The sequence below is a fragment of the Rhizobium sp. 05N49 genome (genome assembly GCF_056396805.1).
In genome coordinates, this window is record NZ_JBFTME010000007.1 from 70,696 (window position 1) to 91,163 (window position 20,468).

Sequence of the window (20,468 nt, forward strand, 5' to 3'; positions counted from 1 at the left end):
TCAATTCGGAATGTTTATTCCATTTTGGTCTTCGCGGGTTTTGCGTGCTGTAATTTGCGCCGCCGCTCGGCAATGGCAACTGGCAGCGCCATGGTGAGCGCCATGGAGGCCGACAATGAACGGAAGCCGGCGAAATCGGCCTCGGCTATTTCGAACCAGTGCGTGGCGCAGGCAGCGAGCGGCGAGAAGGCCGAATCGGTGATCGCAATCACCGGCACGCCGCGATCGGCAAGCTCCTGGCTCTGGATGAGGCTGTCGGCCGCATAGGGCGAAAAGCTCGCCGCGATCGCCGCATCGCGCGGCGTGGCGAATTGCACCATCTCTGGGTCGACGCCGTTTGGCGAGGCGACGATCTGATGGCGGATGTTCAGCTTGGAAAAGGCGTAGGTCATGTGCGCCGTCAGCGGATAGGAGCGCCGCTTGGCGATGAGATAGATGGTCTCCGCCGCCGCCAGGATATCGACGGCCTTCGCAAACGTGTCCGTCTGCACGGTCGCCGCAAGCCGGTTCACCGACTGGCTGGCGGCCGAAATGAAGCCTGTCAGCAGCGTCGCATCCTCGTCATCCCCGCCGGACTGTTCCAGCGTGACGAGGCGCTCCTCATAGCTAAGCGTCCGGTCACGCAGCCGCTCGCGAAAAATGCTCTGGAGATCGGAAAAGCCCTCATAGCCGAGGTGATGGGCGAGGCGTACCAGCGTGGAGGGCTGGACTTCCGAGGCTGCGGCAATGCTGGCCGTCGTGCCGAAGGCGATTTCATCAGGATTGCCGAGCGCAAAGGCGGCCACCTGCGCCAGCCGCTTCGGCATGTTCGCCTTCCGCTCGATGATCGTACTGCGCAGGCTTTCGAAATCGCGCGGCACGCGCGCTCTTTGGGGGTCACTATCCATGCTGACGGCTCAGAAGATGAAACAAATATTCCATATTTCGGAGCATAAACGATTTCGACGAAGGCGCCTAATTGTTTTTAATAGTCTGAAAATCAAAGGTTTTAGACAATTTTGAGAAGACCGGCATGAAAAGATGGATCAGGACCTGCTTGTCAAAATGATCCAAATATTCCAAAAATTCCCGCGGAGTTGAGGAGGAGACCCTGACATGAAGCCACTCGGCATAGGTTTGATCGGCACCGGTTATATGGGCAAGTGCCACGCACTTGCGTGGAATGCGGTGAAAACGGTCTTCGGCGATGTCGAGCGCCCGCGTCTCGTGCATCTTGCCGAAGCCAATGCCGAGCTGGCAAGCACCCGCGCCGGGGAGTTCGGCTTCGAGAAGGCGACGGCCGACTGGCGGGCGCTGATTGCGGATCCTGATGTGGACGTCGTCTCCGTCACCACACCCAATCAGTTCCATGCCGAAATGGCGATCGCCTCCCTCGAGGCCGGCAAGCACGTCTGGTGTGAAAAGCCGATGGCGCCCGCCTATGCCGATGCCGAGCGCATGCTTCAGGTGTCCAGACAATCCGGCAAGGTCGCAGTGCTCGGCTACAATTATATCCAGAACCCGATCATGCGGCATATCAAGGCGCTGATAGGTGAGGGCGCGATCGGCTCCGTCAATCACATCCGCGTCGAAATGGACGAGGATTTCATGGCCGATCCTGATGTCCTGTTCTATTGGAAGAGCGAGCTTTCTGCCGGTTACGGCGCACTCGACGATTTCGCCGTCCATCCGTTGTCGCTGCTCTGGTATCTGTTCGGCCATGTCGAAGCTGTCACCACGGATATGGTCAAACCCTATGCCGATCGCCCGGTATCGGGCGGCGGTCGCCGCGCGGTCGAGAATCATGATGCGGCCAATGTGCTGATGCGTCTCGGCGGCGGCATCTCGGCCGTGCTGATGGCAAATCGTGCCGCCTGGGGCCGCAAGGGCCGTATAGCGCTGCAGATCTATGGCTCGAAGGGTTCTATTCTCTATGATCAGGAGCGCATGAACGAATTCGAGCTCTATCAGGCCGAAGGACGCGGCTCGGAGCAGGGCTTCCGCAAGATACTGGCGGCACCCGCCCATCAGCCGTATGATCGCTTCATCCCGGCCCCCGGTCACGGTCTCGGCTTCAATGACCTGAAGATCATCGAATGCCGCGAACTGATCCGGGCGATTTCCGGGGAGCCGGCGTCTATCGTGACATTCGAAGACGGTCTCAGGATAGAGAAGTCGGTTCATGCCATGGCACAGTCCTTCCATGAGCGCCGCTGGATCGAGATCGGCTGAAGCAAGCCTTCGCTTCCGTTGACGGCGTTTGGGGCAGGGGATAGGCCTTGTCCCTGTTGAATGGCTGATATTCGGGAGTGGTATCGTGACGGACAGACTGGTGATCATCGGCGCGGGGCAGGCAGGCTTCGCATTGGCAGCCAAGCTGCGTGCGCTGAAGGACGAGCGTCCGATTACGCTGATTGGCGCCGAAGACGTGCTTCCTTACCAGCGCCCGCCTCTGTCGAAGAAGTATCTGCTCGGCGAGATGGCCTTCGACCGCTTGCTGTTCCGTCCCGAGCATTGGTATCCCGATAATAATGTCGAGATCCGCCTCTCGACCTGGGCCGAGCAGATCAAGCGCGAGACCAGACAAGTCCTTCTGCAGGACGGCTCCATTCTCGATTATGGCACACTGGCGCTTGTGACCGGCTCCACACCCCGCCGCCTGCCTGCCGCGATCGGCGGCGATCTGGAAGGCGTCTACGTCGCTCGCGACAAGCGTGATGCCGATTTGCTGGCAGGGGAAATGCGACCCGGCCGCCGTGTGCTCATCATCGGTGGCGGTTATATCGGCCTCGAGGCTGCGGCCGTCGCCCGACATCTCGGCCTCGAAGTGACCGTCATCGAAATGGCCGACCGAATCCTGCAGCGTGTCGCTGCCAAGGAAACCGCCGACATCATGCGCGCAATCCATAAGAGCCATGATGTGACGATTCGCGAAAAGACAGGCCTGAAGCACCTCATCGGCAGGGATGGCCGCGTGACAGGCGCCGAGCTTTCCGATGGCACCACCATCGAAGTGGACTTCGTGATCGTCGGCATCGGCGTCGTGCCCAATGACCTTCTCGCGAAGGAGGCCGGGCTCGAAGTCGGCAATGGAATCATTGTCGACGAATTTGCCCGCACTTCCGACCCTTCGATCTATGCGGCGGGCGATTGTGCCAGCCTGCCCTGGCAGGGCGGCCGTATCCGGCTTGAATCCGTGCAGAACGCCGTCGACCAGGCCGATGCCGCGGCCGCCGTCATCGCTGGCGGCAACGAACCCTACGACCCCAAGCCCTGGTTCTGGTCGGACCAGTATGACGTGAAGCTGCAGATCGCCGGCTTCAATATGGGCTACGACGACACGCTGCTTCGTCCAGGTTCCCGTGAAGGCGCAAGCTCCGTCTGGTATTTCCGCGAGGGCAAGCTGATCGCCGTTGATGCCATCAATGATGCCAAGGCCTATGTGACGGGCAAGAAGATGCTTGAATCCGGCATCAATCCTGACCGCGCAATCCTGGCCGATCCTGCGGCCGACCTGAAGCAACTCCTGGCATAAGCGGATAGGGGTTTGATCGCCTCTGCGGTCGATTCAGTTTTGAACTGTTGTCGTCGCGTTTGCGATCTGCGCAAAGGGCGTGTGAAAAACTTCAAAAAAAGCTTGATCGTACCGGGGAATACCCATATCAGGGCTCCCACCGGAGAGGTGGCCGAGTGGTCGAAGGCGCTCCCCTGCTAAGGGAGTATACCAGGAATGGTATCGTGGGTTCGAATCCCATCTTCTCCGCCATCTATCTTCTTATCGATGAAGTCAGATGGATGGCAGCCGGTATCAAACCAGCCATAACATTCACCAAGACACGATTGTTGTTGGCTCATCGGGCAGGGCAACGGCCGTTGAAGGCCGCGCCCGGCGATATGGCCGACAGGTGTCGCCGGCTAGAAATGAAAATACAAACTCACTCCTGACCGCGGCCGGTAGCCGTAATAGTCGCGGTAGCCGCCGTAATAACCGCGATCGTAGTACCGCGGGTACCTGTAGCCGTAGCGGGGATATCTGTAGCATCTGTCATAATATCCGCAGGAACGGTAGGCGTACCGGTGGTTCCAGTAGCGATCCGCGCGCCAGTGTCGATGGCCTCGATATCTGACCTGCTCGACATTGCCGATCTGCACTTGCTCTGCTCTCGGCACGAACATCGGAGCCGCGTTTAGCGGTGGGGCGAAAGATGCAGCCAGGACGACGGCTGCGAGTGCTGATAATAGCTTCCTCATCGACGTATCCTTCCAAGTTTTCAGCGTGAGCCTCCGGGCGTGAACCTCCGATGAACAGCTTCATCGATCGAATGGCCCGGATTCACCGCCCATTCAGCCCGTATTGGATCGAGTGGCGATCCAGTCCACCTTCGTCCCTTCCGCCGTTTCCTCCGTTGCTAACGTCGCGGTCTTTCGCGAGCGTTCCCCGTGTCTGTGTCAATTTTCTCTGTTCTGAATTCTTCCTGTCGTCTGCCTCGTTCCAGCATCGCGATGCTCGGCCGGCCGAATCGCGCATGAGAATCAATCGCCTCTCGTCGGCTAAAACTGAAATCGGTTTCGATTCTTGTGTTGGCGAGCTTTGCACCGGTCGTCAGGCAATCATCGCAAAAAGCTGAATCTGGCGGGAAAATGGTGTCAATTTGGCACGATTGGGCGCTGCCGCACCTTATGAAACCCCAATAAACGTCGGGAAAATAAGCGATTTCTTAATAAAGCCTAAACAAACGGCTGGCCCGTTGCCCAACTTGTGGCCTTTCAGCAACAGGGTTCCGGTAAGGCTTTCGTAAACCCCTCTTGAACACAAGTTGGTGATTGCGTGACAGCCGCCGTCTTGTATTTTCAGCCTCGGAAGCAAGGGCCTGACCGCCCGACTTCTTCAAACACCGGGGGTAGGGCAGGGAAACGCTGTAAGGCGTGATCTTACCTCCGAACGAAACTTGAATTGGAGGTCATTATGAACATCAAGAGCCTTCTTCTTGGCTCTGCTGCCGCTATGGCAGTAGTTTCCGGCGCTCAGGCTGCTGACGCTATCGTTGCAGCCGAGCCGGAACCGGTTGAATACGTTCGCGTCTGCGACGCTTACGGCACCGGCTACTTCTACATCCCGGGCACGGAAACCTGCCTGAAGATCAACGGTTACATCCGTTTCCAGGTTGACGTCGCTCCGAACGCAAGCTCGATCGGTGCTAGCGGCGGCGGTTCTGTTCCGAACGACTCGGATTGGGACGCTCGTACGCGTGGTCAGGTTCAGTTCACGGCTAAGAGCGACACCGAATACGGCCCGCTCACCGGCGTGATCGTTATCCAGGCCAATGCTGACAACGCTTCGGCTCAGAAGACGCAGCTTGACTCTGCTTACCTCGACATCGCCGGCTTCCGCGCTGGTCTCTTCTACTCCTGGTGGGACGATGGTCTCTCCGGCGAAACGGACGACATCGGCTCCCCGGTTACCCTGCATAACTCCATCCGTTATCAGTATGAAACCGGCGACTTCTACGCTGGTATCAGCGTTGACGAACTGGAAGACAGCCCGTTCTACGACGGTGAAACCCCGAACAACTGGGGTGTAGCAGTTGGCCTCGGTGGCAAGGCTGGCGCCTTCACCTACCAGATCACCGCTGGTTACGACACCGACAACGAAGAAGGCGCTGTTCGCGCTATGGGTACCGTTGCAATCGGCCCGGGCACGCTCGGCCTCGCAGCTGTCTACTCGACCAACCCGAACGCCTACTACAACAAGTCCGAATGGGCAGTTGCTGCCGAGTACGCCCTCAAGGCTACCGACAAGCTGAAGCTGACCCCGGGCGTGCAGTACTACGGCCACTACGGCATCGTCGGTGACGAATTCAACGACGACAACGATGCCTGGAAGGTTGGTCTGACGGTTGACTACCAGATCGTAGACAACCTCTCTGCTAAGGTTTCGGTTCAGTACCTCGATCCGGATGGTGCTGACGACGTAACCTCGGGCTACTTCCGCCTGCAGCGTGCATTCTAATCTGATCTGACTTCGGTCATTCAGGGAAGCCCGGCTCTCGAGCCGGGCTTTTTGCATTTCATGCCGGAAGACCGATCTGTGGTGCAGCCTGGAAATAGATGAACCCCGAGGGAAACGAGGTAAGCCGGATCAGCCGAATTTGGTGACAAACATCCTGATCCTGTCCGGAATGTCTCCTAGATGCAGAAGCGGTGCATGACCTTGGCCCTTTGCGGTGATCTGCAGCATATCAGGATGCCGTTTCGCCATTTCATCCACCGTCCCCCGCGACAGCAGGCTGGAATTCTCTCCCCTGATGAGCAGCAGCGGTATGGCGCCCAGGTTTTCGAACTGCGGCCAGAGGTCGGGTAGGGGTTTGTTGAAATCGATTGTTTTCAGCTGCTCGGCAATGGCCGGGTCGTAGTCGGCGACGGGTACGCCATTCTGCTCCCGATAGATGGCATGCGCCATGCTCTCCCAGTCGGTGAGACCGAGTGCCGGAAAAGCGCCTGCGTGATCCTCCCTGAGGACATCTGCCGCCTCGCTCCAGCTTTGAGCTTTGCGATCACGGTTGAGATAATCCCGGATCGCCATCAGTCCGGCCGGCTGGATGACCGGGCCGATATCGTTGAAAATGACGCCTGCGAGCAGTTCCGGCTTTATTGCCGCCAGCAGATGCAGGATCAGCCCGCCGCGCGACGTGCCGATGAAGATGGCGCGCTCGATGCCGAGTTCAGCGCAGCCGGCAATCACATCGCCACATTCGACGGCGAGATTGTAGTTCGCCTTGTTACCATCCCGATCGGACAGGCCGCGTCCGCGATAGTCCAGGGCAACGACACGTCGCGGGGAGACCGTATCCCGCGACAGGATCAGTGCGAGTTCATGGAAATCGCGGCTGTTGCGGGTAAGACCTGGCAGGCAGACGATCGGCAGACGGTCAGGCTCTTTGTCCGCCACTTGGTAGCTGCGAGCATAAAGCCTCAGCCCATCGGTCGATCTATAGAATTTTTCCTCAAACCCGCTTGTGACGGCGTCGCTCATGACATCTCCATCCATCTGTCTGAACGAGATGTAGCTTGCTTTCGGCAGGTCTGCCAATGAGCCTCAAGTGGCGCTGCGGCCCCCGATGAGATCGCGCTCGATGTCAGGCGTCTGCCCAAGGCGCGCTTTGTAGACTTCATAATTCTCCATCACCCGCTGTACGTAGTTGCGCGTCTCGGGGAAGGGAATGCGCTCGATCCAGTCGACGATCTCGTCGACCGGCTTGCCGCGGGGATCGCCATAGCGGCCGATCCATTCCGGCACGCGCTTGGGTCCGGCATTATAGGCGATGAATGTCAGGATGTAGGAGCCGCCGAAGGCATCGATCTGCTCGCCGAGGTAATGCGCGCCAAGCGTTGCATTATAGCCGGCATCAGCCGTCAGCTTGTCCTTGGAATAGGTGATATTGTGCCGCTTGGCGACCGCCTGGGCCGTGCCCGGCAGCAGCTGCAGCAGGCCGCGCGCATTGGCGGCGGAGACGGCGGCTGGATTGAAGGCGCTTTCCTGGCGGGCGATTGCATAGGCAAGCGCCTTTCCCGAACCGGATATATTCGCGTTCGCCGGAATGACGCCGACCGGAAAGGCAAGAGCTGCGACATCGATGCCGCGCCCATAGGCGATCTTGCCGATCTGCAGCGAGAGATGATGGTCGCCCGCCTGCTCGGCCTTGGCTGTCAGGATTGCCAGTTCACCAGGGCTTTGAATCTGGTCGGCAAGTGCCAGGTAGAGGGCTGCCGCACGCCAGCCGTGACCGGCCGATTCAAGCCGCCCGATCGCCTGCACCGCCTCGCGCTGCTGTAGGTTCTGCCGGTCTGCCGTTGTCGGCGAGGGGTAGGTTACGTTGAGGGTTTTGCGCCCGAGCCGCTCGGCCGCCAGCTGTCCGTAGAAAGTGCCCGGAAAATTCGCGGCCTTGGCGAAAAATTCGCTGGCCTTGCCCGGCCCGCCGGCTTCCGCGGAGCGTCCGAGCCAATACCAGGCGCGGGAAACGGAAAGCGGGCCGTTCGAAACCTGCAGGATCTGGCGGAAATGCGTCTCGGCCGTCGTCGGGTCTTGCAGTCCGCGTAGCGCATACCAGCCGGCATGGAATTGAGCTTCGACGATATCCGTCGGCACCGTCGCGACGGAGGCGGAAACGATCTGGTAGGCGGCCTTGAACTGTCCCTGGTCGACGAGGCCACGGCTGATGATCCGCTGCTCGTTCCACCATTCACCGGAGTTCATCAGTTCGCTGCGGTCGCGCGGTATCTGCTGTAGGAGCTTGGCAGCGTCGAGATACTTGTCCTGCTTGCGCAGATATTCGATGCGCGCGAAGTGATAGCCCGGATCGCTGCGCCACTTGGCATCGACCGCGTTCAGCAGCGCGCCGGCGTTACCCGCACTGGCGTCGACGGCAGCCCAGGCCTTGTAGAGCGACTGCGCCTGGCCCATGTCGCCGAAGCGCTTGGCCTGTGCCACACGGCCGCGATACATAAGGTAGTCCATGCGCGTCTTGTGATCGGCGGCGGTCAGCAGGCCGGCAAATTCCGCGAGGATCTTGTCTTCGGTTGCCTTGTCGAGCACCTGACTGCGCCAGATCTTGCCGATATATTTCGTCGCCTGCGCAGATTTGCCGGTCGCCACCAGTGCACGCGACATGATCATCGCGCCCTGCGGCGTCTCTGGCGTCGTATCGCCGAAGGCGTTCAGGACGGCAGCAGGAGCCGGGTTTTCGTCATAAAGCGCGCGCTCGGAATTGCCGCGCAGACGCTCGAGGCCTGGCCAGCCCTTCAGCTCGTCGGAAGCGCTGGCGATCTCATAGGAGGGGACGCCCTTCAGGCCGGATGTCGCGATTGCCCAGGTGAGGATGTGGCGATCGAGCGTTCCTGCCGCCATGGTGTTGCGGATGGCGAGTGCTTGTTGCGGATCCTTGTTGGAGAGCGCATCCAGGCCGGCCTTCAGATCGCTGTTGACCGGCGCGATGGCTCCAGTGCGCGGAATGGAGCCGGTGGTGATTGCCTCGGGGAAAGACGCCGTCTCCGGCACGAATCCAAGCGGCTTGACGGTCACGGGGGCGCTTTCGCCGGGGAGCTGCGATGCAGCGCTGCCCCAGGCCGCAGCGACCAGGCCGAAGGCGGACAGGATCAGAACGGCTCTCTTCATCCGGATGACTCGCAACGAAAACATGCCCCTCAATTTGGCTGGAGGCATCTTAACGAAACCTTACCGCATCGGGTAAAATTCATTCACATTTGCTATCGGAATTTGCCCTAAACCGACCTATGCGCGCTTGTCGCGGCGTTTTTGCCGCTCTATGGTGCGCAACTCTTATTCATGGAATGCGGCTGAAGCAAGGATATCGGCCGTGAGGAGCTTTGCATGTTCAATGGGTCCATCCCCGCGCTCGTAACCCCCTTCACCGATGCCGGCCTGATCGACGAAGACAGCTTCGCCGCTCATGTTGCCTGGCAGATCGGGGAAGGCAGCAAAGGTCTCGTTCCGGTCGGTACGACCGGCGAGTCGCCGACGCTGTCGCATGCCGAGCACAAACGGGTGGTGGAGCTCTGCATCGAAGTTGCGGCCAAGCGCGTGCCTGTCATGGCTGGCGCTGGCTCGAACAATACGCGGGAAGCGATCGAACTTGCGCAGCATGCGCAAAAGGTCGGCGCCGACGCCGTTCTGGTCGTCACGCCCTATTACAACAAGCCGACGCAGAAGGGCCTGATCGCCCATTATTCCGCGATTGCCGAAGCCGTCGATCTGCCGATCTATATCTACAACATCCCCGGCCGTTCGGTCATCGACATGACGCCGGAGACGATGGGCGCGCTTGCGAAGGCCCACAAGAATATCGTCGGCGTCAAGGATGCGACCGGCAAGATCGAGCGGGTCTCCGAACAGCGCATCACCTGCGGCAAGGAGTTCCAGCAGCTTTCCGGTGAAGATGCGACGGCGCTCGGCTTCAACGCCCATGGCGGCGTCGGCTGCATCTCGGTCACGGCCAACATTGCGCCGCGCCTCTGTGCGGAATTCCAGGCTGCCACGGCCGAAGGCAATTACGCCAAGGCTCTGGAACTGCAGGACCGGCTGATGCCGCTGCACAAGGCGGTCTTCATGGAGCCTGGCGTCTGTGGCGCGAAATACGGCCTGTCGAAGCTCGGTCGTATGAGCCGCACGGTCCGCTCGCCGCTGATGTCCTCGCTGGAGCCTTCGACGGAAGCGGCAATCGACGCCGCGATGCGTCACGCTGGCTTGCTCAACTGAGGCTTCACGGCCCTGCGTCTTCACAAAGCCGGGCCGTCCCCTTACATAGATGACAGGAAATGAGGGCGCGGCATTCGCGCCCCTCGGATGGAATTATCGTCATGGCCCCCAAAGGCAGCCAGCGTATCGTGAAGAAGGTCGTCGCGGAAAACCGCAAGGCCCGCTTCAACTACGAAATCATCGATACCTATGAGGCGGGCTTGGTGCTGATGGGCACCGAGGTCAAGTCATTGCGCGAAGGCAAGGCCAATATCGCCGAATCCTACGCTTCGGATGAGGATGGCGAGATCTGGCTGATCAATTCCTATCTGCCGGAATATCTGCAGGCGAACCGCTTCAACCACGAGCCGCGTCGCCGCCGCAAGCTGCTCTTGTCCGGGCGTGAGATCAACCGTTTGCGCGCTGGCATCAACCGCGAAGGCATGACGCTGATCCCGATGAAGATCTATTTCAACGATCAGGGCCGCGCCAAGCTCGAGCTGGCCCTCGCGAAGGGCAAGAAGCTGCATGACAAGCGCGAATCCGAGAAGGAGCGCGATTGGAACAGGCAGAAGAGCCGTCTGTTGAAAGGCAACGCTTGACCATTTGCCGACGGTGTCGGGCTATTCGCGAATGAAGGCTTGAAGCATGTCGCGCAAAAGCGTGCAGCGGTTTCGAGCTAGCGACATGCGATAACGCAAGACTAAAGCGTGGCAGGTGAATCCCGGAGTCGCGACGCGCCTTAGTCTTCGAAATCGCTGGCTGGCGCCACTTCGGCAGGACGCGGAGGACGTTCGGAAGGATCCCGGCCGATCTCTGCTTTCAGCGACAGGAGATCGATGAAGTGATCGGCCTGGCGGCGCAGGTCGTCGGCGATCATCGGCGGTTGGGTGGACATGGTCGAAATGACCGAAACCTTGCGTCCCTTGCGTTGCAGCGCTTCGACCAGATTGGTGAAATCGCCGTCGCCAGAGAAGATGACGAGATGGTCGACCGTTTCGGACTGTTCCATGGCATCGATTGCGAGCTCGATATCCATATTGCCCTTGATCTTGCGACGCCCCATGGAGTCGGTAAACTCCTTGGCGGGCTTCGTTACGACCTTGTAGCCATTATAATCAAGCCAGTCGATGAGTGGACGGATCGAGGAATATTCCTGGTCCTCGATAAGCGCGGTATAGTAGTAAGCGCGCAGCAGATATCCGCGTTTTTGAAATGCTTTCAAGAGCTTGCGGTAGTCGATGTCAAAGCCGAGACTCTTGGATGCAGCGTAGAGGTTGGCGCCGTCAATGAATAGTGCAATTTTTTCGCGTGGGTCAAACATCGCTTACCGATCCAAAGAGAGTAATCGAAATCCATAAGCCACTTAGCCCAATAAAAACAGTGGCTTGTGGATGTGGCGTCGAGCTGTTCCGTACTTTATGAATTATTCATATATGAAAGATTTAGGGCACGATTCGCGATATTCCAAGCAACCCTCGGTGGAAATGTCACATTGTGCATGGAAATTTAGACCCGCCGCGGATAAAGGCGAGGGGCCCCTAACGAAAAACTTGAATTTGTCCGGTTTTAATTGTATCGGGCGTTTTAATCCTGAAAAGACGACCGCAAAGGACAGGCAATGGCCCGTGTCACAGTAGAAGATTGCATTGACAAGGTGGAGAACCGCTTCGAGCTGGTTCTGCTCGCCAGCCACCGCGCCCGGCTGATTTCCCAGGGTGCGTCGATCACCATCGATCGTGACAACGACAAGAACCCGGTTGTGGCTCTGCGCGAAATCGCTGATGAGACCCTCTCGCCGGACGATCTGAAGGAAGACCTGATCCACTCCCTGCAGAAGCATGTGGAAGTGGACGAGCCCGAGCCCGATCCGGCAAGCCTGATCGCGGCCGGCGCTACTGCTACTGCCGACAGCGAAGAGCAGGACGATCTGCCGGAAACGATCACCTTCGACCAGATGTCGGAAGAAGAGCTTCTGGCCGGTATCGAAGGTCTCGTCCCGCCGGAAAAGAGCGACGACTACTAAGCGCATCTCCGGCTTTTGAAAGGCCGGGGCTTCCCGCGCGGCAAAAGATCGACGATTACCAATCATCAATCTTGCGCCTGTAAGGCTTAGGCATAATATTGCCCTTGTGTGCGCCAGTCTGCGATTGGCGCCCTTTTATTTTATTGGAGTGGCTTTGGAATGATGCGGCAGTACGAGCTCGTGGAGCGGGTTCAGAAATACAAGCCCGATGCCAACGAAGCTCTGCTGAACAAAGCCTATGTCTACGCCATGCAGAAGCATGGGCAGCAGAAGCGGGCGAGCGGTGACCCTTACATCTCGCACCCGCTCGAAGTGGCCGCCATCCTGACCGACATGCATCTCGACGAATCGACGATTGCAGTCGCGCTCCTGCATGACACGATCGAGGATACGACGGCCACCCGCGCCGAGATCGACGAACTCTTCGGCGAGGATATCGGCCGCCTGGTCGAGGGTCTGACGAAGATCAAGAAGCTCGACCTCGTCACCAAGAAGGCTAAGCAGGCGGAAAATCTGCGTAAGCTGCTGCTTGCCATTTCCGACGACGTGCGCGTGCTGCTGGTCAAGCTCGCCGATCGTCTCCACAATATGCGCACCCTCGACCACATGTCGCAGGAAAAGCGCGCGCGAATTTCCGAAGAGACGATGGAAATCTATGCGCCGCTTGCCGGCCGCATGGGCATGCAGGACATGCGCGAGGAGCTGGAGGAACTCTCCTTCCGGCACATGAACCCGGAAGCCTACGAGACCGTCACCAAGCGCCTCGAAGAACTGTCGAAGCGCAACGAGGGCCTGGTCAAGAAGATCGAGGCCGAACTGCGCGACCTGCTGATCGCCAGCGGCTTGACGAGTGCCTATGTCAAGGGCCGGCAGAAGAAGCCTTACTCCGTCTTCCGTAAGATGCAGTCGAAATCGCTCTCCTTCGAGCAGCTTTCCGATGTCTATGGTTTCCGTATCATCGTCGAGGATATCCCCTCCTGCTATCGCGCGCTCGGCATCGTGCATACGCGCTGGCGCGTCGTGCCCGGCCGCTTCAAGGATTATATCTCGACACCGAAGCAGAACGACTACCGCTCGCTGCACACCACCATCGTCGGCCCGTCGATGCAGCGCATCGAGCTGCAGATCCGCACCAAACGCATGCATGAGATCGCCGAATTCGGTATTGCCGCCCATACGCTCTATAAGGACGGCGCCACCAATGCCGATGGCGATATCCTCTCGCGCGAAAGCAATGCCTATTCCTGGCTACGGCACACGATCGAGGCGCTTGCCGAAGGCGACAGCCCGGAGGAGTTCCTCGAGCACACCAAGCTCGAGCTGTTTCAGGACCAGGTCTTCTGTTTCACGCCCAAGGGCAAGCTGATTGCCCTGCCGCGCGGCGCGACGCCGATCGATTTCGCTTATGCCGTCCATACCAATATCGGCGATACGACCGTCGGTGCCAAGATCAACGGCCGTATCATGCCGCTTGTAACCCGCCTCAACAATGGCGACGAAGTGGAGATCATTCGTTCCGGCGTGCAGGTGCCGCCGGCCGCCTGGGAAGAGATCGTCGTCACTGGCAAGGCGCGCGCCGCCATCCGCCGCGCGACACGCATGGCGATCCGCAAGCAATATGCCGGTCTCGGTCACCGCATCCTGGAGCGTACCTTCGACCGTGCCGGCAAGATCTTCTCGCGCGAAGCCATGAAGCCTGCGCTGCACCGCCTCGGCCAGAAGGATGTGGAGGATGCGATCGCAGCTGTCGGTCGCGGCGAAATGTCCTCGCTCGACGTCCTGCGCGCCGTCTATCCCGATCACCAGGACGAGCGCGTCACGGTCAAGCCCGCCGGTGACGAAGGCTGGTTCAACGTCAGAAGCGCGTCGGGCATGATTTTCAAGATCCCCGGCAAGAGCAAGGCGGATCTCGACGGCGAGCGCGCCTCCACCGAGAGCGATCCCGATATCGTGCCGATCCGCGGTCTCTCCGGCAATGTCGACGTCAAGTTCTCGCCGACGGGTGCCGTGCCCGGCGATCGCATTGTCGGCATCATGGAAAAGAACAAGGGCATCACCATCTATCCCATCCAGTCGCCGTCGCTGCAGCGTTTCGATGATCAACCGGACCGCTGGATCGACGTGCGCTGGGATCTCGACGAGGCCAATAAATCCCGCTTCATGGCCCGCATCATGGTCAACGCGCTGAATGAGCCCGGCACGCTCGCCAAGGTGGCGCAGACGGTGGCAAGCCTGGATGTCAATATTCGCATGCTGAACACGGTGCGTGTGGCCGCCGACTTCACCGAAATGGTGCTGGAAGTGGAGGTCTGGGATCTGCGTCAGCTCAACCAGCTTCTCGCTCAGCTCAAGGACCTGGAATGCATCGCGACGGTCAGGCGTCTCTACGAGTAGGATTTTATTAAAGTCTTGCCGATCGCAAAATTGCGCTTTGCATATTTTGTGATCATTTAATGGTCGAATTGGCATATTGGAAAGGCAAGCCATGCGATTGGCGCATGGCTGTGCTCAGGTTACAGCGGTGGTAATTAACCGTTGCCGCGACTATCTTCAGGTCATCAGAAAATGAAACGAAGATGAGGCAAAGCAATGTTTGAACCGATCAGGAAGTTCGCCCGCGCCCTTCGCGCTCCGACCGCTCAGGAACGTGAAATAGCATATCTCAATGGCTCGCATGACCGAATTGATCTTGAATATCGTCAGCGTCAGGTCGATCGCGGTATCTTCCGTAATCGCTAATCTCTGAGATATACCTGAAGTAAGGAAGGGGGCGTTATGCATGACCCACGCCCCTTGGAAGAAAAGAAGAATAGACGGCCTGTTTCTCAAGCGGTTCCATTTGCCGCTCTTGTCATGGCCCTGTGCGCTGCACTAAATACGCGCCATGTTGTTTCGCCGTCGCAAACCTGCGGGATTTAAGGAAAAGCTGCGAGAGCTCGTATGGCCTCGCAAGGGTTTTCTGCGCCCGCCGAAATATCTTATTATGCGCGTCCTGCGCCTGACTGCCTCGCCGCATGCGGTTGCAGTGGGCGTCGCTGCGGGTGTCTTCGTGTCGTGGACACCCTTCATCGGCGTGCATTTCGTCATGGCCTTCGTCATCACCTATCTGCTGTCAGGCAATATGGTGGCGGCAGCGCTTGGCTGCGCGGCCTTCGGCAATCCGCTGACCTACCCCTTCATCTGGGGCATCACCTGGGAAGTTGGTCACCTGCTGCTCAGCCGGCAGGATCAGTTGGCCGGGCAGACGATCAATCTGGCCGAGCTCTTCCACAAGCTGCATTTCACGGAACTGTGGAAGCCGGTGCTGGAGCCGATGCTGATCGGTGCGATCCCGCCGGCTGCGATCACCTCGGTTGCTCTTTATGTCCTGACATTCTACACCGTGAGAGGCTTTCAGGCGCGTCGCCGCGCCCGGCTGATGGAGCGTGCGCGTTTCAGGCTCGCCAATCCCGCCGTCGAGATGCCGACCGTCTGAGCCGAAGCAGTGTCATCCTGAAAGGCCTATTCGCATGATCATCGGAATTGGCAGCGACCTCATCGATATCAGACGCGTGGAGAAATCGATCGAACGCTTCGGTGATCGCTTCACGCATCGCTGTTTCACCGAGATCGAGCGCGCCCGCTCGGATCGCCGCGCCAACCGCGCAGAATCCTATGCGAAGCGCTTCGCCGCCAAGGAAGCCTGCTCCAAGGCGCTTGGCACCGGCCTCTCGCAGGGCGTCTTCTGGAAGGATATGGGCGTCGTCAACCTGCCAAGCGGCAAGCCGACGATGCAGCTGACGGGCGGCGCCGCCGAGGTTCTCAAGGCCATGATGCCGGCGGGCCACAAGGCCGCCATTCATTTGACAATAACCGATGATTATCCCTTGGCTCAGGCTTTTGTGATCATCGAAGCGCTGCCGGATGCCGTATGATAGCGACCTCTCGTCGCTTTTAGTGCCGTCGTTATTGCCGCCACCGGCCGAAGCCGCTAGAGAGAACATCAGAAAGAAATGCGCCTTGCCGGCGTCTTGAAGGAATAAGACTGCGTGTCCGAAAAAGTCGAAGCCAAGCCGAACGCCCTCTGGGAAAATATCAAGGTCATCATCCAGGCTCTCGTCCTGGCGATGGTTATCAGGACTGTCCTGTTTCAGCCCTTCACCATTCCCTCTGGCTCGATGATGCCGACCTTGCTGGTCGGCGACTATATCTTCGTCAACAAGTTTGCTTACGGCTATTCGAAATATTCGCTGCCTTTCTCGCCTGACATTTTCAGCGGCCGTATCTTCGGTTCCGATCCCAAGCGTGGCGATATCGTCGTTTTCCGTTTCCCGCCGAATCCTGATGTCGATTACATCAAGCGTGTCGTCGGCCTGCCGGGCGATCATATCCAGGTCACCGACGGTGTTCTCTACATCAACGGCAAGCCGGTTCCCAAGGTGCCCGATGGGACTTTCAATTCCGACTACAAGCTTGATCCGGGCCAGGACGTGCCGGTGTTCCGCGAGACGCTTGATGATGGCAAGACCTACGACACGCTCGACCAGTCGCCGGTTTCGCGCGCCGACAACACTCGCGAGTTCATTGTTCCGGAAGGCCATTATTTCATGATGGGCGACAACCGTGACAACTCGCTCGACAGCCGCTTCGATGTCGGTTACGTGCCGGCGGAAAACCTTGTCGGTCGTGCCAGCGTCATCTTCTTCTCGCTCGGCAACGACACGTCCTTCCGCGAAATCTGGAAATGGCCGACCAACATGCGCTGGGACCGCCTCTTCAAGGTTGTTGAATGAGCAAGGCGCAGACGCTCTCAGCGGCGGACCGCGCAAAGCTTGAAACCCTGATCGGACATGAATTTGTCGAGAAGGAACGTCTGGACCGCGCGCTGACCCATGCCAGCGCGCGCACCGACAAAGGCAATTACGAGCGGCTTGAATTTCTCGGCGACAGGGTTCTCGGGCTCTGTATCGCCGAGTTGCTGTTCCGGACCTTCGGGACTGCGGCCGAAGGCGAGCTTTCAGTGCGCCTGAACCAGCTTGTCAGCGCCGAAACCTGTGCTGCCGTTGCCGACGAGCTCAATCTCCACCTCTATATCCGCACCGGCGCCGACGTGAAGAAACTCACCGGCAAGCGCATGATGAACGTGCGCGCCGATGTCGTCGAAAGCCTGATCGCAGCCCTCTATCTGGATGGTGGCCTGGAGGTCGCCCGACGCTTCATCTTGCGCTATTGGGAGGGCAGGGCGGTGCGCGCCGATGGCGCCCGCCGCGATGCGAAGACCGAATTACAGGAATGGTCGCACGCCAAATATGGCGTTACACCCGTCTACCGGGTTGAAGAACGCAGCGGACCGGATCATGATCCGCGTTTCAAGGTGACTGTAGAAGTCACTGGTGTTGCACCGGAGACCGGGGTAGAGCGCTCCAAGCGCGCCGCAGAACAGGTCGCCGCTACGAAAATGCTCGAGCGTGAAGGCATTTGGCAGTCGACCTCTGCCGGAAATTGACGGGATCAATGACAGAAGAAAACGAAATGGCAGCCGAAGTCGCTGCTGAAAGCAATCCGACGCATTCTGGCTTCGTCGCCTTGATCGGCCCGACCAATGCCGGGAAATCGACGCTGGTCAACCGCCTCGTCGGTGCCAAGGTGTCGATCGTCAGCCACAAGGTGCAGACGACGCGTGCCATCGTGCGCGGCATTGCCATTCATGACAATGCGCAGATCGTCTTCATGGACACGCCCGGCATCTTCAAGCCGCGCCGTCGCCTTGATCGCGCGATGGTGACATCCGCCTGGGGCGGCGCCAAGGATGCCGATCTCATCATGCTGCTGATCGACAGCGAGCGCGGTCTGCGCGGCGATGCCGAAGCCATCCTCGAAGGCCTGAAGGATGTTCCGCAGAAGAAGATCCTGGTCCTCAACAAGATCGACCGCGTCAATCGCGAGTTGCTTCTCGCACTTGCCGCCACAGCAAACCAGACGGTCGAATTCGAGCAGACCTTCATGATCTCGGCAGAGAACGGTTCCGGCTGCGACGACGTGATGGATTATCTGGCGAAAACGCTGCCGGAAGGCCCGTGGTACTATCCGGAAGATCAGATTTCCGATCTGCCCATGCGCCAGCTGGCCGCCGAAATCACCCGCGAGAAGCTGTTCCTGCGCCTGCACCAGGAGCTTCCCTATTCCTCGCATGTCGAGACGGAGAAATGGGAAGAGCGCAAGGATGGCTCCGTGCGCATCGAGCAGGTCATCTATGTCGAGCGTGACAGCCAGAAGAAGATCGCGCTCGGCAAGGGCGGCGAGACAATCAAGGCAATCTCTTCGGCCTCGCGCCGCGAGCTATCTGAAATCCTTGAGCAGCCTGTCCATCTCTTCCTGTTCGTCAAGGTGCGCGAAAACTGGGGTGACGATCCCGAACGCTTCCGCGAGATGGGTCTCGAATTCCCGCGCTAACGCATGTCGCGCAAAAGTGTGTCGCGGTTTTGCGGCAACGACATGCGCGAGGCAAACGCATGTCGCGCAAAAGTGTGTCGCGGTTTTGCGCAAAAGTGTGTCGCGGTTTTGCGATAAAGGAATTGGAAAACAAAAAGCCGAAGGGTGACAAGAAAACCGGCTGCTGGGCTCCAGCCTCTTGTTTCCGCATGAAAATCTCTGCCTGTTCCCGGGAACAAATCGGCCTGTCTGCGCATTGATGTGCGAACGGCGCTGCACCCTGCAGCGCCGGTTTTCTCGACAGCAGGGGCACGATGGCGACGGCAAAACCTACCCATTCCTTCAAGACGCCCTGCGAGCAGTGTCCGCTGCGGCCACTGCCGCACTTCCGGGAATTCAGCCGGGACGAGCTTGACTTCGTGTCGAGATTCAAAAGGGGTGAACTGGCCGTCGATGCCGGTGCGACCATTCTCGTCGAAGGTGCCCATAGTGCCCATCTCTTTACGGTGCTCTCAGGCTGGGGCTTCCGCTACAAGATGCTGGAGGACGGCCGCCGGCAGATCCTGAACTACATCATGCCGGGCGATCTGATCGGCCTGCAGGGGACGATCATGGGCGAGATGCAGCATTCCGTGGAGGCCCTGTCGCCGGTAACGCTCTGTGTCTTCGAGCGCGACAAGCTGATGACGCTTTATAACAAGCACGCGTCGCTTGCCTTCGATATTACCTGGATTGCGGCACAGGAGGAGCGCATTCTCGATGAGCACCTGCTGAGCATCGGCCGCCGTACCGCGCTTGAAAGAGCTGCCTATCTCATCGCCTTCCTGTTTGAGCGCGCAAGGACGCTCAGCCTTTTCAATGGCCGCAACGTCATCCCGATCACGCAGCAGCATATTGCCGATACACTTGGTCTTTCGATCGTTCACACCAACAAGACGCTGAAGAAACTTGCAGGGCGCAACCTGATCCGCTGGCAGGAGCGCGGCTGCGACGTGCTGGACGGAGAGGGATTGATGCGGGTTGCCGGATGGGAGGGTCTGCGTGAAGGAAAGCGTCCCTTTATCTGAGGCATGTCGCGCAAAACTGTGCCGCCGTTTCCGATGACGATACGCGTCAGCAAGGACGTGAAGCGTCGCAATCGGATCTGAAAGATTAAGACGCGTGCTAGAATCTTTCCGGGGCGGATTGGTCAGCCTTAATGTCTTTTTTAAATGCAAATTCGTGCCGGGAAAAATAGAGTTGTGTCATCTTTCCTCCGATTTTCGTTTTTATCGACCGGAGGCAAAAAAGTGGTTATTCAGTTGCGATGGGCAACCATCGTCAACGTCCAGACGAGACACAGACGGAATGATGTTTGCAAAAAGGCAGAAGCGCTGCGATGTTTGTGCTTCACGAGGGGCATGGAGATCATGAGCGAAAGAACCCGCGTTCTGGTCCTGGAAGACAGTCTGATCATCGCCATGGAGGCGGAAGATATCCTGCGTCTCGTTGGTGCGGATACCATCGATATTGCCAATAGCCTCGATCAGGCCAGGGACGCGATCCAGGTCGCAGATTACGATTTCGCACTTCTCGACGTGAATCTCGGAGAGGCGATGAGCTTCGATTTCGCGCGTGATCTGTCGCTCGCCAATATTCCGTTCGGCTTTGTCAGCGGCTATTCCGATACGCAGGATTTCCCGACTGATCTTCAGGACGTGCCCCTTCTCGTCAAGCCTTTCGACGAGAACGCGATGCGCGATTTCCTCCAGAAGCTTTTCCCGACACCGGCCGAATGACACAGCCCTAGCCTTGCTCTAG

Annotated in this window: 20 protein-coding genes and 1 tRNA gene; 16 read left to right on the forward strand and 5 right to left on the reverse strand. The window is 58.8% G+C overall.

What is annotated here, in order from left to right; all coding sequences use genetic code 11:
* Nucleotides 1–14 precede the first annotated feature (14 nt).
* The gene (locus AC1DF8_RS15760; RefSeq protein ID WP_113146134.1) at nucleotides 15–887 is read right to left on the reverse strand and encodes a MurR/RpiR family transcriptional regulator; all 873 of its coding nucleotides are present in this window, start codon (nucleotides 885–887) and stop codon (nucleotides 15–17) included.
* Nucleotides 888–1,095: 208 nt separating this feature from the next.
* On the opposite strand from AC1DF8_RS15760, the gene AC1DF8_RS15765 reads away from it, so the two are divergent.
* The 3 genes from AC1DF8_RS15765 (at nucleotide 1,096) to AC1DF8_RS15775 (ending at nucleotide 3,745) form a co-directional block, all read left to right on the forward strand.
* Nucleotides 1,096–2,211 carry a Gfo/Idh/MocA family protein gene (locus tag AC1DF8_RS15765; RefSeq protein ID WP_478154129.1) on the forward strand — a complete coding sequence of 372 codons (1,116 nt, stop codon included), beginning with the start codon at nucleotides 1,096–1,098 and terminating at the stop codon, nucleotides 2,209–2,211.
* An 85-nt stretch (nucleotides 2,212–2,296) separates the two neighbouring features.
* Nucleotides 2,297–3,514 (forward strand): NAD(P)/FAD-dependent oxidoreductase, encoded by a 1,218-nt coding sequence (locus tag AC1DF8_RS15770; protein WP_478154130.1) that lies wholly within the window; start codon nucleotides 2,297–2,299, stop codon nucleotides 3,512–3,514.
* A gap of 141 nt (nucleotides 3,515–3,655) precedes the next feature.
* Nucleotides 3,656–3,745, forward strand: a tRNA-Ser gene (locus AC1DF8_RS15775).
* A 149-nt stretch (nucleotides 3,746–3,894) separates the two neighbouring features.
* On the opposite strand, the gene AC1DF8_RS15780 is transcribed toward AC1DF8_RS15775, so the two are convergent.
* Nucleotides 3,895–4,230, reverse strand: coding sequence for a hypothetical protein (locus AC1DF8_RS15780; RefSeq protein WP_113208470.1), 336 nt, complete (start codon nucleotides 4,228–4,230; stop codon nucleotides 3,895–3,897).
* A gap of 715 nt (nucleotides 4,231–4,945) precedes the next feature.
* Between AC1DF8_RS15780 and AC1DF8_RS15785 the strand changes: the two genes are divergently transcribed.
* Nucleotides 4,946–5,989 carry a porin gene (locus tag AC1DF8_RS15785; RefSeq protein WP_478154131.1) on the forward strand — a complete coding sequence of 348 codons (1,044 nt, stop codon included), beginning with the start codon at nucleotides 4,946–4,948 and terminating at the stop codon, nucleotides 5,987–5,989.
* 129 nt (nucleotides 5,990–6,118) lie between these two features.
* On the opposite strand, the gene AC1DF8_RS15790 is transcribed toward AC1DF8_RS15785, so the two are convergent.
* Together AC1DF8_RS15790 and AC1DF8_RS15795 are read right to left on the reverse strand one after the other, a co-directional pair.
* Nucleotides 6,119–7,012 carry an alpha/beta fold hydrolase gene (locus AC1DF8_RS15790; RefSeq protein WP_478154132.1) on the reverse strand — a complete coding sequence of 298 codons (894 nt, stop codon included), beginning with the start codon at nucleotides 7,010–7,012 and terminating at the stop codon, nucleotides 6,119–6,121.
* Nucleotides 7,013–7,075: 63 nt separating this feature from the next.
* Nucleotides 7,076–9,151 (reverse strand): lytic transglycosylase domain-containing protein, encoded by a 2,076-nt coding sequence (locus tag AC1DF8_RS15795; RefSeq protein WP_478154133.1) that lies wholly within the window; start codon nucleotides 9,149–9,151, stop codon nucleotides 7,076–7,078.
* 216 nt (nucleotides 9,152–9,367) lie between these two features.
* Here AC1DF8_RS15795 and dapA point away from each other — a divergent pair, with 216 nt between their 5' ends.
* Together dapA and smpB are read left to right on the forward strand one after the other, a co-directional pair.
* Complete coding sequence (gene dapA, locus AC1DF8_RS15800; RefSeq protein WP_018115603.1) at nucleotides 9,368–10,252, forward strand: 4-hydroxy-tetrahydrodipicolinate synthase; 885 nt, start codon at nucleotides 9,368–9,370, stop codon at nucleotides 10,250–10,252.
* 101 nt (nucleotides 10,253–10,353) lie between these two features.
* Entirely contained in the window at nucleotides 10,354–10,833 is a 480-nt protein-coding gene (gene smpB, locus AC1DF8_RS15805) for an SsrA-binding protein SmpB (protein ID WP_112544806.1), read from the forward strand.
* Between the two features lie 140 nt (nucleotides 10,834–10,973).
* Here smpB and AC1DF8_RS15810 read toward each other — a convergent pair whose 3' ends face one another.
* Entirely contained in the window at nucleotides 10,974–11,555 is a 582-nt protein-coding gene (locus tag AC1DF8_RS15810; protein ID WP_007820126.1) for a LabA-like NYN domain-containing protein, read from the reverse strand.
* Nucleotides 11,556–11,852: 297 nt separating this feature from the next.
* Here AC1DF8_RS15810 and rpoZ point away from each other — a divergent pair, with 297 nt between their 5' ends.
* The 10 genes from rpoZ to AC1DF8_RS15860 all read left to right on the forward strand — a co-directional run bounded on the left by rpoZ (nucleotide 11,853) and on the right by AC1DF8_RS15860 (nucleotide 20,446).
* Nucleotides 11,853–12,257, forward strand: a complete 405-nt coding sequence (rpoZ, locus tag AC1DF8_RS15815; protein WP_018115601.1) for a DNA-directed RNA polymerase subunit omega — start codon at nucleotides 11,853–11,855, stop codon at nucleotides 12,255–12,257.
* A gap of 159 nt (nucleotides 12,258–12,416) precedes the next feature.
* Nucleotides 12,417–14,651, forward strand: a complete 2,235-nt coding sequence (locus tag AC1DF8_RS15820) for a RelA/SpoT family protein (protein WP_113208474.1) — start codon at nucleotides 12,417–12,419, stop codon at nucleotides 14,649–14,651.
* A gap of 195 nt (nucleotides 14,652–14,846) precedes the next feature.
* Nucleotides 14,847–14,996, forward strand: coding sequence for a DUF3563 family protein (locus AC1DF8_RS15825; RefSeq protein ID WP_478154134.1), 150 nt, complete (start codon nucleotides 14,847–14,849; stop codon nucleotides 14,994–14,996).
* Nucleotides 14,997–15,141: 145 nt separating this feature from the next.
* Nucleotides 15,142–15,732: a DUF2062 domain-containing protein gene (locus AC1DF8_RS15830; RefSeq protein ID WP_113146138.1), complete on the forward strand. Its 591-nt coding sequence runs from the start codon at nucleotides 15,142–15,144 to the stop codon at nucleotides 15,730–15,732.
* Between the two features lie 34 nt (nucleotides 15,733–15,766).
* Nucleotides 15,767–16,171, forward strand: a complete 405-nt coding sequence (gene acpS / locus AC1DF8_RS15835) for a holo-ACP synthase (RefSeq protein WP_478154135.1) — start codon at nucleotides 15,767–15,769, stop codon at nucleotides 16,169–16,171.
* A 114-nt stretch (nucleotides 16,172–16,285) separates the two neighbouring features.
* Nucleotides 16,286–17,029: a signal peptidase I gene (gene lepB / locus AC1DF8_RS15840; RefSeq protein ID WP_018115596.1), complete on the forward strand. Its 744-nt coding sequence runs from the start codon at nucleotides 16,286–16,288 to the stop codon at nucleotides 17,027–17,029.
* Nucleotides 17,026–17,742: a ribonuclease III gene (rnc, locus tag AC1DF8_RS15845; RefSeq protein ID WP_018115595.1), complete on the forward strand. Its 717-nt coding sequence runs from the start codon at nucleotides 17,026–17,028 to the stop codon at nucleotides 17,740–17,742. Before lepB ends, rnc begins: the two co-directional genes overlap by 4 nt.
* Nucleotides 17,743–17,750: 8 nt before the next feature.
* A complete protein-coding gene (era, locus tag AC1DF8_RS15850; RefSeq protein ID WP_112544749.1) occupies nucleotides 17,751–18,689 on the forward strand; it encodes a GTPase Era in 939 nt (312 codons plus the stop codon).
* A gap of 293 nt (nucleotides 18,690–18,982) precedes the next feature.
* A complete protein-coding gene (locus AC1DF8_RS15855) occupies nucleotides 18,983–19,735 on the forward strand; it encodes a Crp/Fnr family transcriptional regulator (RefSeq protein WP_478154136.1) in 753 nt (250 codons plus the stop codon).
* A gap of 222 nt (nucleotides 19,736–19,957) precedes the next feature.
* Entirely contained in the window at nucleotides 19,958–20,446 is a 489-nt protein-coding gene (locus AC1DF8_RS15860; protein WP_478154137.1) for a response regulator, read from the forward strand.
* The last annotated feature ends 22 nt before the right edge of the window (nucleotides 20,447–20,468 follow it).

Coding starts and splice junctions, on each gene's coding strand:
- AC1DF8_RS15760 (WP_113146134.1), bottom strand. CDS start 887: ATGGATAGTGACCCCCAAAGAGCGCGCGTGCCGCGCGATTTCGAAAGC.
- AC1DF8_RS15765 (WP_478154129.1), top strand. CDS start 1,096: ATGAAGCCACTCGGCATAGGTTTGATCGGCACCGGTTATATGGGCAAG.
- AC1DF8_RS15780 (WP_113208470.1), bottom strand. CDS start 4,230: ATGAGGAAGCTATTATCAGCACTCGCAGCCGTCGTCCTGGCTGCATCT.
- AC1DF8_RS15785 (WP_478154131.1), top strand. CDS start 4,946: ATGAACATCAAGAGCCTTCTTCTTGGCTCTGCTGCCGCTATGGCAGTA.
- AC1DF8_RS15790 (WP_478154132.1), bottom strand. CDS start 7,012: ATGAGCGACGCCGTCACAAGCGGGTTTGAGGAAAAATTCTATAGATCG.
- AC1DF8_RS15795 (WP_478154133.1), bottom strand. CDS start 9,151: ATGAAGAGAGCCGTTCTGATCCTGTCCGCCTTCGGCCTGGTCGCTGCG.
- dapA (WP_018115603.1), top strand. CDS start 9,368: ATGTTCAATGGGTCCATCCCCGCGCTCGTAACCCCCTTCACCGATGCC.
- smpB (WP_112544806.1), top strand. CDS start 10,354: ATGGCCCCCAAAGGCAGCCAGCGTATCGTGAAGAAGGTCGTCGCGGAA.
- AC1DF8_RS15810 (WP_007820126.1), bottom strand. CDS start 11,555: ATGTTTGACCCACGCGAAAAAATTGCACTATTCATTGACGGCGCCAAC.
- rpoZ (WP_018115601.1), top strand. CDS start 11,853: ATGGCCCGTGTCACAGTAGAAGATTGCATTGACAAGGTGGAGAACCGC.
- AC1DF8_RS15820 (WP_113208474.1), top strand. CDS start 12,417: ATGATGCGGCAGTACGAGCTCGTGGAGCGGGTTCAGAAATACAAGCCC.
- AC1DF8_RS15825 (WP_478154134.1), top strand. CDS start 14,847: ATGTTTGAACCGATCAGGAAGTTCGCCCGCGCCCTTCGCGCTCCGACC.
- AC1DF8_RS15830 (WP_113146138.1), top strand. CDS start 15,142: ATGTTGTTTCGCCGTCGCAAACCTGCGGGATTTAAGGAAAAGCTGCGA.
- acpS (WP_478154135.1), top strand. CDS start 15,767: ATGATCATCGGAATTGGCAGCGACCTCATCGATATCAGACGCGTGGAG.
- rnc (WP_018115595.1), top strand. CDS start 17,026: ATGAGCAAGGCGCAGACGCTCTCAGCGGCGGACCGCGCAAAGCTTGAA.
- era (WP_112544749.1), top strand. CDS start 17,751: ATGACAGAAGAAAACGAAATGGCAGCCGAAGTCGCTGCTGAAAGCAAT.
- AC1DF8_RS15855 (WP_478154136.1), top strand. CDS start 18,983: ATGGCGACGGCAAAACCTACCCATTCCTTCAAGACGCCCTGCGAGCAG.